A 14,197-nucleotide genomic window follows, 5' to 3' on the forward strand; every position below is an offset into this window, starting at 1 on the left:
ATCTCCGCACCGATCCGGACGAAGCGTCACCATAAGCGGGCAATGGCGCCGCTTTCCGGACATCGCGGGCCGCTCGGGTGCGGAGCGGGGCCGAAGGTTGGCGAAGCGTCCCGTGGCGGCGCAGCGTCCGCTGAAGGAGCCTTGGCAGGAACCGGCCACCGGGCCGGCATCCGCCGATGGAGGCTCCCATGCTCTCGCTTCCCCACTCCCCGCTTCCTCTGTCCCCGCATTCCCGATCATCGCTCGCCCACCCGGCTCCGGGCCTGACGCGCAACCTTCTGCTCGGGCCGCTGATCGCCCTCCTGCTCGCCCTCGTCGCCGGCATCGCGCCCGCTCGCGCTCAGGACGGCAGCGGCACGCTGCTGCTGCGCTTCGACGGCGGCACGCCCGTCGAGGCGCCCCGCCTCAAGGCAGACGCCGCGATCACCGTGAGCGGCCCGACCGCGCGGGCGACGATCACCCAGGCCTTCCGCAACACGACGAGCGAGTGGGTCGAGGGCACCTACCTGTTCCCGCTGCCGGAGGATGCGGCGGTCGATACGATGAAGCTCGTGGTCGGCGACCGGGTCATCGTCGCCGACATCCGCGAGCGCGCGGCGGCGCGGCGCGTCTACGAGGCGGCAAAGGCCGAGGGCAAGGCCGCCGCGCTCACCGAACAGCAGCGGCCCAACCTGTTCACCAACGCGGTCGCCAATATCGGCCCCGGCGAGACCGTGCTGGTGCAGATCGAGTACCAGCAGCCGGTGCGATCCTCCGCCGGCACCTATGCCTTGCGCGTGCCGACCGTCGCCGCCCCGCGCTACAGCCCCGCTCCCCCGGCGGTGATGTCCGTCGTCGAGCGGGGCGCCGCCGCCGATCCCGTCCCGGATCGCGAAACGATTGCGGCCCCGGTGCTCGACCCGGCCCGTCATGCGCCGAGCAACCCGCTGACGCTCACCATCGATCTCAAGGCCGGCTTCACCCTGGGCCAGGTGCGCAGCGCCACCCATGCGGTCCGTATCGAGGAGCTGTCCGCGAGCGAGCGCCGCATCACGCTTGCCGACGGCGCCGCCGCCGCCGACCGCGACTTCGAGCTGACTTGGAATGCGGCCCCCGGCGAGGCACCCTCGATCGGCCTGTTCCGCGAGCGGGTCGCGGGGGCCGAGGCGGTGCTCGCCGTGGTGACCCCACCGGAATCCGCGAGCCCGGCCGCATCCGTGCCCCGCGATGTCGTCTTCGTCATCGACAATTCCGGCTCCATGGGCGGCGCCTCGATGCGGCAGGCCAAGGCGAGCCTGCTCATCGGCCTCGACCGGCTGGGCGCGGGCGACCGCTTCAACGTGATCCGCTTCGATCACAGCTTCGACACGCTGTTTCCCGATCTGGTGCCCGCCGACGCGGGCCATCTGATGCGGGCCAAAAGCTTCGTGGCCGGGCTCCAGGCGAGCGGCGGCACGGAGATGCTGGCGCCGCTCCAGGCCGCCCTGCGGGACGCGACGCCGGAGGAGACGGGGCGTTTGCGCCAAGTCGTGTTCCTCACCGACGGTGCCATCGGCAACGAGGCGCAGATCTTCTCGGCCATCGCCACGGAGCGCGGGCGCTCGCGGCTGTTCATGGTCGGCATCGGCTCGGCCCCGAACGGTTACCTGATGCGCCACGCCGCCGAACTCGGTCGCGGTAGCTTCACCCAGATCGACACGCCCGATCAGGTGACCGAGCGGATGCGCGCCCTGTTGGTGAAGCTGGAAAGCCCCGCCGTCACCGACCTGACCGCGACCTTCTCCGAGCCCGGCATCGATGTGACGCCGGCTCGCCTGCCCGACCTCTACCGCGGCGAGCCGCTCACCCTCTCGGCCCGGATGGGGCAGGCCCGCGGCACCTTGACCGTCACCGGCCGGATCGGCGGACAACCCTGGCAGTCGCAGCTGCACCTCGATGCGGCGCAGGACGGGACCGGGATCGGCAAGCTCTGGGCGCGGGCGAAGATCGCCGAGGCCGAGACCGCGCGGCTGACCGGCGGGCTCACGGCGGAGGCGGCCGACGCGGCGATCCTGCGGCTGGCGCTCGATCACGGGCTGACGACGCGCCTGACCTCGCTGGTGGCGGTGGACGCCACCCCGCGCCGACCGGCCGGGATGCGCCTCGCCAGCACCGAGCTACCGCTCAACCTGCCGGCCGGCTGGGATTTCGAGACGGTGTTCGGCACGCAGGATGAAACTCCGCAGCTTCCCCCGCCGCCGCGCCAGCGCCGCGCCGCGGCCCCAGCCACGCAGATCGCTGCCGCGCAAGCCGTGGCGCTGCCGCAGACCGCGACGGCTTTCGAGATCCGCGCATGGCTCGGAGCGCTGCTGCTGGCGTTCGGTCTCGTCCTCTCCCGCCGCCGGCTCGCAGCGTGAGCGGGCGCGCACAACAGGGCGCCGCATCGCGGCGCTCGGGTCGGAGGGGCCTCGCGGCCCTTCCGGCCTTCCTTTTGACCGCGGCCGGTTTGGTTCTGCTGGCGCAGGCGGCCTGGATTCCGGCCAAGGCGGCCCTGGCGCAGGTGCTTCTGGAGCGCGCCTTCGCACGCACCCTGACCGAGGGCGCGCCGGCCCGCCCCTGGCCCTGGGCCGACACGGTTCCGGTCGCCCGCATCGGCTTCCCGCGGCTCAGCGAGCGCTACGTGGTGCTTGCCGGCTCGAGCGGGCAGGCGCTCGCCTTCGGGCCCGGCCATGTCGAGGGCACGCCGGAGGCAGGCGAACCGGGAATTGCGGTCTACGCCGCCCACCGCGACACCCAGTTCCGCAGCCTTGGCCGCCTTGCGGTCGGGGACGCGATCGCGGTGGAGCGCCGCGATCGCGTCACCGTCCGCTTCCGCGTCACCGGGCGCCGGGTCGTGCGCTGGGATGCCTCCGGCCTCGATCCGGACGCGCCGGGCCGCCGTCTCGTGCTCGCCACCTGCTGGCCGCTCGATGCGGTGACGCCGGGGCCGGAACGGTTGCTGGTGGAGGCGGTGCTCGACGAAACCGCCGAGCCTTGACGCTTCCCTCCTCTGTGCGGTTCTGTGCGGATCCGTCCGGAACCGCACGCGATGTCGCTGATCGAGGCCGATCACCCCGAGACCGAACTCCCCGCCGGGCAGAGCCGCGCCATCGCGGACGCCGTGCGCGAGGCGCTGGCCCGCCGCCGGATGTCCCGGCAGGCGCTCGCGGACGCGGCCCGCATCAGCATCTCGACTCTTGAGAAGGCGCTCTCCGGCCGCCGGCCCTTCACGCTGGCCACCACGATCCGCCTGGAGGAGGCGTTGGGGTTGCCCCTGAGGATGCAGGCCCCCGCGCTGCCGGTGGCGGCCCCGGAAAAGGCCCGCCACGCGCCGGAGGAGTTCGGCTCCTATACCCGCGAGGCGGTGGCCTTCCTGACCGGGCGCTACCTGACGCTCCGCCCCTCCTTCGGGCAGGCGGGGGCGATCTTCGCCTACCGCACCGAGATCGCCTGGGACGCCGACAGCGCCCGGCTCGTCTTCCGCGAAGCCGAGCGGCTCGACGCGCCGTTCGCGCAATCCGGAACCGTTTCGGTGCCGAACCAATCGGGCCAGATCTACCTCGTCACGAACTTCCAGGGGCAGTACCGGCTCGCCGTGCTCGGGCGCCCGACGATCCAGGGCGAGATGTTCGGCATCCTGACGACCCTGTTCTCCGGCCGCGGCACGCAGCTCACCCCGGCGGCGACCCCGCTCGCCCTGGTGCCGGAGCGCGGGGCGCTGGCCGAGGGCGCGCAGTACGGGCGCATCACCGCCGGCATGGCCTGTGAGCCGGCCTACCGCCGCCTCCTCGACCGGGTGCGCGAGGATGTGTTCGCGGTGTTCCCTGGCTGCGGGGAGGGGACGGCCTGAGCCGTCAGGCGGTGCTCGACAGCTTCATCAGCACGAGGCCGCTGACGATCAGCACCGCCGCCAGAATGCGGGTGGCGTTCATCGCCTCGCCGAGGAAGGCGATGCCGACGATGAAGGCGCCGACCGCGCCGATGCCGGTCCAGATCGTGTAGGCGGTGCCGAGCGGCAGGCTGCGCATCGCCCAGGCGAGGCAGGCGAAGCTTAGGCCCATGGTGACGAGGGTGATGACGCTGGGCCAGAGGCGGGAGAACCCCTCCGACTGCTTCATCGCGAAGGCCCAAACGACCTCCAGCAAACCGGCGAAGACGAGAACGATCCAGGCCACGGCAGCCTCATGCGGTTCATGAGCCGGGCCGTCCCGGACTTCGGCCCTGATGGGGGGAGGACGTTGCCTCGCGAGGGTTCAGCTAAAGTCTGAGGCACCGGAGTCACGTGTGCCATCGCACGGCGGCCGGCGAGGGGGCTATTCCAGCCGCACCACCACGCTGTCGCTCGCGCCTGCCGCATCCATCACCGAGATTCGAGCGAAACCGGCGCCCGCCGGGCTCCACTCCGATTGCCGGCGCATCGCCTCGGCCACCGGCAGGCCGTCGACCATCCAGGTCAGCGGCGGCTGGCCGCCCAAGGCCTTGAGGGCGAGGCGGGCCTGCGCGCCTTCGCTCAAACCGAGATCGACCCGTGCACCGTCCGGCGGGTAGGCGATCTTGAGCGGCACGCCGAGCGTCGCCGCGAAGGTTTTCGGGGCGTCGCGGCGGATGTGGCGCAGGGGCGGCGGCAGGGCGGCGGTGGTGGCGACGAGGGCGTCGCGGGGCCGGGGCAGCGCCTCCGGCTCGCCGCCGAAGCGGGCGAAGGCGTCAAACAGGATCGGGGCGGCGTGGCTGCGCCCGACGAGCCCCGGCACCGAGGCGCCGTCGGGGCGGCCGATCCAGACAGCAATCGTGACGCGGGCATCGAAGCCCACCGCCCAGGCGTCGCGGTAGCCGTAGGAGGTGCCGGTCTTGAAGCTGATCCGGCCGGGCAGGGCGTTCTCCGGCGGCGGGGCGCCGCGCAGGGTGTCGGCGATGTACCAGGCGGCCACCGGATCGGCGACCCGCCGCTCCGGCTCGGGCGCGGCCGGCGGCCCGTCGAGGCGCCGGGTCAGCGCCGGTACGGTGCCGGAGCGTGCGAGACCCGCATAGAGCCGGGCGAGGTCGGTGAGCGTGATGCCGAGCCCGCCGAGCGCCACGGGCAGGCCCGGTGCCGTGTCGCGCGGCAGCAGGATCGTCGCGCCGGCACCCCGCAGCCGCGCGACGAAACGGGCGGCGCCGACCGCATCCAGAAGCTCGACCGCGGGCAGGTTCAACGATTGCTGCAGCGCGACCCGCGCCGTGACCGTGCCGCGAAACCCCATGTCGAAGTTTTCCGGGGCGTAGCTCGCGGCAAAGCGCGCCGGGCGGTCGTCGAGGAGCGTTTCGGGATGGGCGAGCCCGTCCTCGAAGGCCAGCGCGTAGATGAAGGGCTTGAGCGCCGAGCCCGGCGAGCGCACCGCCTGCGTGGCATCGACGGCACCGGCGCGGGCGGCGTCGAGATAGCCGGCGCTGCCGACATGGGCGAGCACCGCGCCGGTTCGGTTGTCGATGGCGAGGATCGCGGCGGAGAGCGCCGGGCCGGCGGCGATCGCGCGCTCCGTCGCCAGCGCCTCGAGGCTCGCCTGGAGGCGGGCATCCAGTGTTAGGTGCTGCACCCGCGCGTCCGGATCGGCGGCGTGGGCCTGCTCGGCGGCGTGGGCGGCAAGCATCGGGAATTGTTTTCGCGCAACCGGCACCGGCTCCGCCTTGGCGGCCTGCGCTTCGGCGGCGGTCAGCACGCCGCGCTCGGCGGCGATGTCGAGCACCCGGTCGCGGGCGCGCCGCGCGTTGGCGGCGAAGCGGTCGGGCCGGCGCGCCTCCGGTGATTGCGGCAGGGCGACGAGGAGCGCGCTCTCGGCAAACGACAGCCGGGCCGGCTCGCGGCCGAAATAGGCCAGACTCGCCGCCCGCACGCCCTCGACCGGGCCGCCATAGGGGGCGAGCGCGAGGTAGAGGTCGAGCACGCCCGATTTGCCGAGAGCACGCTCCAGTTCGACCGCGCGGACCATCTGCCGGAGCTTTGCGGGGAGCGAGCGCTCGGCCCGCGGCTCGACGAGGCGGGCCACCTGCATCGACAGCGTCGAGCCGCCCGACACGATCTTGCCGTGCGCGAGCCATTGCCACGCGGCGCGGAGCGTCGCCGCCGGATCCAGGCCGGGATGGCTGTCGAAGCGGCCGTCCTCATAGGCCTTGAGCATGGCGAGGTATCGCGGATCGATCGCGTCCGCGCTGACGGGCAGGCGCCAGCGCCCGTCAGCGGTGGCGAAGGGGCGCAGCAGCTGGCCCTTCCGGTCGAGGATGACGGTGGAGCGGAGCGAGGCCTGGGTCAGGTCGAGGGGCGGGAGGGTCGTGGCGTAGCGCCAGAGGGCGCCCGCCAGCAGAAGCGCGACGATGACGAAGAGGGCGAGAACCGTGCCGACGCGCCCCCCTCTCCCCGCGCGCGGGGAGAGGCCAGACTGCACCTTGTCGTGCAGGCTGGAAGCGGAGGCGCAGCCGGAGCGAAGGTGAGGGGGCGGCTCAGGATGAGCCTCTTTCGGAACCGCCCCCTCACCCTCGGCTGCCGCCTCGCCGAGCCCCCGACGAGGGGGACTCGGCCCTCTCCCCGCGTGCGGGGAGAGGGGATCTGCGTCGGAGGCCATCGCCCTACTTCGCCGCGGTCACCTCGACCGATCCGAACGCGGTGCGCCCGAACCGCTCGGGGCGGTACATGTCCTCGACGCTCGCGCCCGGATGAACGTAGCTGCCGGGCGAGACCACGCGCACGGTGTAGGCCGCCGAGAAGAAGGCGGATTGCTCCGGCGTGCGGTCGTAGGCGGCCACGAACCGGTCGTCGCGGAACTCGGTATGGACCGGGGCCACCTCGCTCTTGGCGAAGCTGAGGCTCGAGAGCGCGTCGGCATCGAGCAGCTTCGGGTTGTCGATCTCCAGCCCCGCGGGCAGACGATCGACCAGCAGCAGGCGCCCGGCGCTGGCCTTGGCCTCGGTCACTTTCAGCACCACGACGAGGCGGTCGTTCTGGCGCAGCGGCTTGGCCAGATCCACCGGGCTGCCGTCGAGCCGGTAGACGTTGCGCTCGACCGTGAAGCCCTGCGAGGCCGCCGGCTCCGGGGCGATCGGGTTGCCCTGGACGCCGATCGCGACCGGCACCGCCTCGCGGCCGGCATTGACGATCCGCACCGGCCGCGCCTCCAGGGCGGGCGCCCGGTAGAGCCGCGACAGCGGTCCGGTCTCGGTCTTGCCGTCGATGGTGAGCGCGAGGCTGTCGGATTCCTTGGCGAGGCTTTGGGCTGCCAGCACCATCCAGGCATTCTCCTGGGTGCTGGTGGAGCGGCCGTCCGCCCGCTCCTGGCCGAGCACGGCGGCGACCGGTTGCAGCGTCGCTTGAGAAAACCCAGCCTCGGCTGAGAGCGCCAGCAGAGCAGCGCCGTCGCGCAGGCGCGAGCCGTAATCGGCGCGATAGGTGCCCCGATCGCGCTCGGCCTGGAGCGCCTGCACCGCCGCCTCGAAGCCCTTTTGCGCCCGGCCGCGATCACCGAGGAGGGCCAGCGCGGCGGCGAGCTGCCCGCGGCCCAAGGGCGTGGCGAAAGCGGTGAGCTTGGTGTCGGCGAGGTAGCGCAGATCCCCCATCACCGGCCGGCCGTTGCGGGCGAGCACGTAGGCCGCGTAGGCCAGATCCATGCCGCCGTTCTCGACATTGGTGGTGTTGGCCACCGTGTTGCGCAGGCGGTCGAGCGCACTGTTGAAGGCGGTCTGCGGCACGGCGAATCCCCGCTCGCGGGCGCGGGTGAGGAAGTCGGTGACGTAGGCGGCCAGCCACGTGTCGCCGGCATTCTCCGTCGACCAGGCGCCGAAGGCCCCGCTGGAATCCTGGCGTGCCAGCACCCGCTCGATCGCCCCGCGCACCCGCTCGTCGAGCTTTCCGTCGAGGCCGAGCTTTTCTGTCGCTGCGAGCGCGTTGACGTAGAGGAGCGGCATCGCCCGACTGACGATCTGCTCGGAGCAGCCATAGGGGTAGCGGTCGAGCGATTGCAGCAGCGCGGCGACGTCGATGCCGCCGAGGCGGTTGGCCGAGACGGAGACCGCCCCGGTGCCGGGCAGGATGTCGGCGAGCAAATCCGGCGTCAGGTCGAGGCCGGCGCCGGGCTCCAGCGGCCGCACATTGCGGCGGACCAGCGCCCCGGTGCCCGGATTGATCCCGAGTGCGAAGGACTGGCCGGCGCTGCCCTGGATGCCGGGGCCGGTGAGGCTCAGGTCGAGCCGAGCCGTGCCGGGGCCGGCGGCGGTGATCGGGATCACGAGCTGCCCCTTGGCGCCGGCCTCCAGGCGCAGGGTGGAGCGCACCGCCTCGCCTGCCACCACGACGGGACCGGTGAGGTCGAGATCGACCGTGTAGTCGCCGGCCGCCCCTTCCACGTTGTCGAGGGCGACGAAGAAGCGCGAGCGGTCGCCGACATTGAGGAAGCGCGGCAGGGTACCGGTGAGCACGACGGGGTCGCGCACGATCACGTCGGCCTGGGCTTGGCCCACCCTGGCCTTGGTCCAGGCGGTCGCCATCAGCCGGGCGGTGCCGTTGAAGGCGGGCAGCTCCAGCGGGATCTTGGCCGTGCCGTCGGCGCCGACCGTGACCACGCCCGAATAGAGCGCGAGCGGCGCCTGGGTCGGCGGGGCGTCGGCAAGTTCCGCCGCGCCGCCGTCGCCGCCGGAGCGGATCGCGCCGAGCGTGCCCTGCATGCCGTCGATCAGGTAGCCCCAGAGATCGCGGATCTCGGGTCCGAGCGCCTTCTGGCCGAAGAAGTAGCCGAACGGGTTCGGCGCCTCGTAGCGGGTCAGGTTGAGGATGCCGACATCGACCGCCGCCAGCGTCACCCGCGCCTCCTCGCCGGCGGCGAGACCGGCGAGCTTCACCGGCACGGTGAGCGTGCCACGGGGGCGCACCTTCTCCGGCGCCTCGATCGCGACGGAGAGGCCGCGCTTCTCCTTATCGACGGAGAACCACGCCACCCCGAGCGCCCGGCCCGGCATCCGCTTGGCCGCCTGATCGAGCGGCCGGTAGGCGGTGGCAACGAGGTAGGCGCCCGCGCCCCATTCCGCCTTGACCGGAATATCGACACTGGTGCCGCCCTCCGCGACCGTCACGTCCCGGATCTCGTGCACCCGGTCGCTGACGATGGCGAGCGTCGCCGTGCCGGCGAATTTCGGCGCGAGCCGAGCGCGCAGCCGCTCGCCGGCCGCGTAGGCGCCCTTGTCGAGGGTGAGGTCGAGGAGATCGGGCACGTCGGCGCTCTCGGAGCCGCCCCAGCCGACGGTGAAGGACACGCTCGCCGCCGCCTGCGGCTGGCCCGGCACGCTCGCCTCCAGCCGGTACTGGCCGAAGCCCACCGGCACGGCGATGCGCCCGGGTGCGTCGGCGGTGGTCGCCACGCGCCCGTCGGCGATGCGGCGGCTGGATTTGACCGGCTCGAAGCTCCAGCGCCCGTCGGCGCGGTACCACTGGTAGGTCCGATCCACCTTCGACAGCGTCCAGGTCACGCCGTCCTGTGTCAGACGCCGGCCGTCGGGTGCGGCCATGGCGACGTCGAAGGTCGCGGTCGCGTTCTCGGCCAGATCGCCGCCAAAATTCTTGCGGATCGCCAGCACAGGCTGGGCCGGCAGGATCGGCAGGGTCACGCTGCGGCTCAGCGCCCGGCCGCCCGGTTCGCCGACGGCGAGGGTGATCTTGGCTTCCAGCGCGCGGGGGGCGGCCACCTCCTGCACCGGCACAGTGATGGTGGCCTTGCCCAGCGCATCGGTCGTCGCCTTGGCGTCGATCTCGGCGGTCGTCGCCTCCACCGCCTCGTCGTCGAGGCCGATGGAGAAGCCCTCCAACCCCTTGATGCCGGAATTGGCCGCCGCCTGAACCGCGACCGAGCCCGAGACGTCGAGCCCCGAGCCCGGCGCGCCGTAGAGGTAGCGTGCGGCGACATCGATCGTCGCGGCTTCACCCCGCGTCAGCGTCGGCGTCTTCGGGGTGAGGCTCACCTCCAGCCGCTCGGGGACGTAATCCTCGACGAGCCAGCTCGCCTCGCCGACCGGGGGTGCCTTCGGATCGGTATAGGCCGAGACCCGCCACGTGCCGTGCATCGCGCCCGCCATCAGCGGCAGGGCGAGCGAGCGCCCGCCGAGCCCCTCGTCGGCAAGAGCCGCGCGGCGATACTCGACGCCGTCGGGCCGCTTCACCACCAGCGTCAGCGGCAGGCCGGCCACCGCCGCCCCCTGCGGGTCGCGAAGAAGCGCGGTGAGCTGCACCGTCTCGCCCGAGCGGTAGACGCCGCGCTCGGGGAAGACGTAGGCCTCCGCGCCGCCGGGCGCCGGGCGGCCCTTCACGCCACGGTCGGAGAGATCAAAGGCACCGAGCGCCAGATCGAGGAAGCCGTAATCGTCGCCGACCTGCGCTACCACGAGGCCGGGCGCCAGCCCGCCCTCGCCGCGGGCGAGGCCGGCGGGGAAGGCAGCGTGGCCCTGGCCGTCGGTCTTGGCGGTCGCGAGCACATCGTTGTTGCGGGCGACGAGCCGGATCTCGGCGCCGGACACCGTCTTGGCGCTGGCGAGCGAGCGGGCGAAGACGTGGACGCCGTCGCGGCCCTTGAAGGCGGTCAGCCCGAGATCGGAGACCACGAACCACTGCGTCGCCTGGGTCTCGTAGCCGCCATACTCGTCCTCCGACGAATCCGTCGTGCCGGTGGGCTTGGCCAGCATCAGGTACAGGCCGGGCTCCAGCTTGCCGACCGCCTGGAGCACCGGGAAGGCGGTCACCGCCTCGCGGTTGGTTTCGGCCTTGGCGGTGTCGAGCGTGCCCTTCCAGACGCGCTGGCCCTTCTGGTCGGCGATGGATTTGGCCGTCGAGCCGCTGAGCTGGCTCAGGAAGTCTTCCGAACGGAGCGCGGGCAGCAGGCCGCGGTCGCCGATGCGCAGCACCTCGACGTCGAGCTTGTCGGCGTTGACCGAGACCAGCGGCACGCCGGCCTGACCGGTGCGTGGCAGGACGTAGTTGCGCCCGGTGAAACGCACCTGGGGCGAGCGGTCGCGAACGTAGACCTCGTAATCGGCCGATTTCAGCAGATTCTCGCCGACCGAGGAGGGCAGGCCCTGGCGCACGACGAAGGCGTAGCGCTCGGAATGCTTGAGCCCATCGACGCAGACCTGGGAGCCTTCGGCCGTGACGGCGGCGTTGGCGGCACCCGAGACGGCGATGTAGGGCGCGTAGTCGGTCTTCGGGACGAGACCTTCCGAGAAGGTGAAGCAGACCCGGGGCGCGGCGGCGTCCGAATCGACCTTGTAGTCGAGGATGCGGAAGCCGTGCTCCTCGCGCAGTTTCTCGTAAGCGGCACGGGTCTGCGCCTCGTCCCGGATCGCGAGGCTCGCGCGGTAGGCTTCCAAAGCGGACCGCCACTCGGACTGGGCCGCCTGGATCTCGCCGAGCCGGGCCAGGGCGCGGGCCTCGTCCGCCGGGTTTTTGGCGCGCAGATAGCCCTGATAGGCGGCGGCGCTCGCGCGGCCCTTCAGCTTGAACCGGGCGGAATAGTCGGCGCGCTCCTCGTCGTTGCCCGCCGCATTCGCCGCGCTGGCGTAGTCGAGCCAATTCCGAACATCGTTCGGGTCGGCCGCGACGGCGGCGGCGCGGGCGTTGAGCTCGGCGTCGGGCTCCCCGCCCTCGCTCTGGGCAGCGACCTCCGCCTCGCGCCGCCATTGCGCGGCCGTCTTGGCGCCGGGAGGCGCTTCGCTCTTGAGTGCGGTCTCCAACCGGACGCCCGCACTCGCCAACGCCTCGCGCACAAAGGTCTTCGCGACCGGTGCGGTCGCCGATCTCAGGGGCGCCGTGGCGGGCGCGGCCGGACGCGGAGACTGGGCCAGGGCGGGAACACCGAGCAGCATCGCGCCGATCAACGTCGCACCGAGGTGCCCGAGACTTTTGCCTTGGGACATGCGCGCGTCTCCTCCGACCGGTGCGCCCGAAGCAGGGGCGCCCGCGGCCGGCACGCTATCACTTGCCGCGCCGGCCGCAACGCTCACTCCGAGCCATCGGCGAGGAGAGGCCTCAGAAGAGGCAGATCAGAGCGACGCCGGACAGCAGAAGCAGCGCGCCGCCGAGCCGCGGCAGGTTCGCTTCGTGGACCGGCACGCCGAGCAGCCCGAAATGGTCGAGGGCGAGCGACATCAGCATCTGCCCGACGATGAGGAGGGCGACGACCGCGGCGGCGCCGATGCGCGGGATCAGGAAGATCGCCCCGACGACGTAGACCACGCCGAGCAGGCCGCCGGTCCAGGCGTACCAGGGGGCGCGGGCGGCCGCGTCGAGCGAGGGCAAGGGTTCGCGCAAGGTCAGCGCCAGGAGGCCGACGGCGAGACCGCCGACGGTGAAGTTGACGAATCCCGCCCAGAGACCGGAGCCGAGGTCGCCCCTCAGCCCGGCATTGACCGCCTGCTGGACCACGAAGGCGACACCCGCGAGCGCCGCCGCACCGTACAATCCGATCTGCAGCAAAGCCGCGCCCTTCCGAATGCCTTGAAGTCCTGCGCCAAAGCTGTCGCCCGGGACCTGTCCGTCCACCGGCGTGCGATCACGATCCCGCATGACGGCTCTGCGCCGCGGCTTGTGGGGGGCACGCTCTGGCTGGCATCATCACCCGCACGGCGAATCGAGCGGTGGTGATGACGGGACGGATGAGAGCTTTTCACACCGGCCTGCCGGCCCTGCTTGCCGCCGGACTTGCCACGGGCGCCCTTGCGCAAGGACCTGTCCCACCGGCCGTGCTGGCCCGGCCGAAGCCTGCCGCTGCCCCCCAACCCGCGCCCGATCCCGCCTTCGAGGCGGCGCGGACGGCCTTCGAGGCCCTGCCCGAGGCGGAGCGGCGGGGGCTGCAAGATGCCCTGGTCTGGACCGGTGACTATAACGGCGTGACGACCGGGGCCTTCGGAAAGCGTAGCTTCGAGGGCATCCAGACCTACCAGACCCGCACGGGGGCTGCCCCGACCGGCCTGCTCACGCCACCGGAGCGCGCGGCGCTCAAGCGCGAGGCGGAGGAGGCCCGGCGGGCCGCGCGCTTCAAGGTCCAGCCCGATCCGGCGAGCGGCGTGGTGGTCGGGGTGCCGGAGGCGCTGCTGCCGAAAAAGAGCGCGATCCCCGGTGGCACACGCTGGCAGAGCGCCGACGGGCGGGTGACCCTCGACACCAAGTCGTTCCCGCAAGGGGAGACCAGCCTCGATGCCCTGTTCGAGCGCGCCATCGCCGCGATGCCCGGCCGCAAGGTCACCTACAAGCTGAAGAAGCCGGACTTCATCGTCATCACCGCCGAGACCGCGGGCGGGCGCTCCTATATCCGCTACGCCGAAGGCCCCCAGGGCATCCGCGGCTTCACCCTCGGCTATGACAGAACGTTGGCGGACACGGTCGATCGTCTCGTCATCGCGGTGGCCAACAACTTTTCACCGTTTCCCGAGGACGCGCCGGCTCCCATCGCTCCGACGGCGGCCACCGGCCCGGCTCCTCGCGCGCCCACCTCCGGCCTGGCGGCCGCGCCCGCAGCACCGCCGCTGCCCGGCGTGCAGGCCGAGGCGCGCCCTGCCGCGACCGGCCTGCTGCTGGGCGGCGGGCGGGTGCTGACGGCGGCCTATGCCCTCGAATCCTGCACCGCGCCGCGCATCGGCGGTGCGGCGGCTCGGATCGAGCGGCGCGATGCGGCGGGCAGCCTCGCGCTTCTGTCCGCCGAGGGGCTCGCGGGCGGTGCGCCGCCGCCGCTCCGCGCCGAGCCGGTGAGCGAGGGCGAGGCCCTGCTCGTGCTCGGCGCCCAGGCGAAGGGCCGCCCGAGCGTCGCCCCCGCCAGCGCTGCCGTCGAAGGCGTTTATGCCCCGCTCCAGCCCGGTGCCGCTGGCGCGCCGGTGCTCGACCGGTCGGGCCGGCTCGTCGGACTCGTCGCCCGCTTTCCCGCCGCACCCCGCCTGATCGCCGGGGTGATGCCGCCGACTCGCTATGCCGTCGTGCCGGGGAAGGCCGTCGCGGCGTTCCTGAGCGAGAGCGGCCTGCCCGCCGGAGCGGGCAAGGACGCGGCCAAGGACGCGGGAAAGGATCTCACGAAGGGCGCTGCGACCACGCTGGGCGGGGCGGCGGCGCCCGTTCTCGACGCCGTCGTTGCCATCACCTGCGCCCGGTGAGGGAAGTACCGGGCCATAGTGTCTCTCACAAAACTCCCGCTGCGCTGTCATCGCC

General features: G+C 72.7%; 8 protein-coding genes. 4 read left to right on the plus strand and 4 right to left on the minus strand.

Translation table 11 applies throughout. The features are described from left to right. Positions 1-188: 188 nt before the first annotated feature. Genes M2437_RS26040 through M2437_RS26050 form a run of 3 tightly spaced genes read left to right on the plus strand, consistent with a single transcriptional unit; the run spans position 189 to position 3,847 of the window. Positions 189-2,375 carry a marine proteobacterial sortase target protein gene (locus M2437_RS26040; protein ID WP_253389106.1) on the plus strand — a complete coding sequence of 729 codons (2,187 nt, stop codon included), beginning with the start codon at positions 189-191 and terminating at the stop codon, positions 2,373-2,375. Further along, positions 2,372-2,995 carry a class GN sortase gene (locus tag M2437_RS26045; RefSeq protein WP_253389107.1) on the plus strand — a complete coding sequence of 208 codons (624 nt, stop codon included), beginning with the start codon at positions 2,372-2,374 and terminating at the stop codon, positions 2,993-2,995. Before M2437_RS26040 ends, M2437_RS26045 begins: the two co-directional genes overlap by 4 nt. 51 nt (positions 2,996-3,046) lie before the next feature. Continuing rightward, positions 3,047-3,847 carry a helix-turn-helix transcriptional regulator gene (locus M2437_RS26050; RefSeq protein ID WP_253389108.1) on the plus strand — a complete coding sequence of 267 codons (801 nt, stop codon included), beginning with the start codon at positions 3,047-3,049 and terminating at the stop codon, positions 3,845-3,847. Between the two features lie 4 nt (positions 3,848-3,851). Here the strand turns inward: M2437_RS26050 and sugE are convergent, their stop codons facing one another. The 4 genes from sugE to M2437_RS26070 all read right to left on the minus strand — a co-directional run bounded on the left by sugE (position 3,852) and on the right by M2437_RS26070 (position 12,475). Continuing rightward, complete coding sequence (sugE, locus tag M2437_RS26055; RefSeq protein WP_003607143.1) at positions 3,852-4,172, minus strand: quaternary ammonium compound efflux SMR transporter SugE; 321 nt, start codon at positions 4,170-4,172, stop codon at positions 3,852-3,854. 138 nt (positions 4,173-4,310) lie between these two features. Beyond that, complete coding sequence (gene pbpC, locus M2437_RS26060; protein ID WP_253389109.1) at positions 4,311-6,593, minus strand: penicillin-binding protein 1C; 2,283 nt, start codon at positions 6,591-6,593, stop codon at positions 4,311-4,313. Positions 6,594-6,597: 4 nt separating this feature from the next. After that, positions 6,598-11,916: an alpha-2-macroglobulin family protein gene (locus tag M2437_RS26065; protein ID WP_253389110.1), complete on the minus strand. Its 5,319-nt coding sequence runs from the start codon at positions 11,914-11,916 to the stop codon at positions 6,598-6,600. Positions 11,917-12,028: 112 nt separating this feature from the next. Beyond that, entirely contained in the window at positions 12,029-12,475 is a 447-nt protein-coding gene (locus tag M2437_RS26070; RefSeq protein ID WP_253389675.1) for a DMT family transporter, read from the minus strand. A gap of 179 nt (positions 12,476-12,654) precedes the next feature. On the opposite strand from M2437_RS26070, the gene M2437_RS26075 reads away from it, so the two are divergent. Continuing rightward, the gene (locus tag M2437_RS26075; RefSeq protein WP_253389111.1) at positions 12,655-14,142 is read left to right on the plus strand and encodes a S1 family peptidase; all 1,488 of its coding nucleotides are present in this window, start codon (positions 12,655-12,657) and stop codon (positions 14,140-14,142) included. Positions 14,143-14,197 lie beyond the last annotated feature (55 nt).

Origin of the sequence: Methylorubrum pseudosasae, from assembly GCF_029504475.1 — a bacterium.
Classification (GTDB): domain Bacteria; phylum Pseudomonadota; class Alphaproteobacteria; order Rhizobiales; family Beijerinckiaceae; genus Methylobacterium; species Methylobacterium extorquens.

Excerpts from the sequence above, each read along its gene's own strand:
- M2437_RS26040 (WP_253389106.1), top strand. The coding sequence starts at position 189 with ATGCTCTCGCTTCCCCACTCCCCGCTTCCTCTGTCCCCGCATTCCCGA.
- M2437_RS26050 (WP_253389108.1), top strand. The coding sequence starts at position 3,047 with ATGTCGCTGATCGAGGCCGATCACCCCGAGACCGAACTCCCCGCCGGG.
- pbpC (WP_253389109.1), bottom strand. The coding sequence starts at position 6,593 with ATGGCCTCCGACGCAGATCCCCTCTCCCCGCACGCGGGGAGAGGGCCG.
- M2437_RS26065 (WP_253389110.1), bottom strand. The coding sequence starts at position 11,916 with ATGTCCCAAGGCAAAAGTCTCGGGCACCTCGGTGCGACGTTGATCGGC.
- M2437_RS26075 (WP_253389111.1), top strand. The coding sequence starts at position 12,655 with ATGAGAGCTTTTCACACCGGCCTGCCGGCCCTGCTTGCCGCCGGACTT.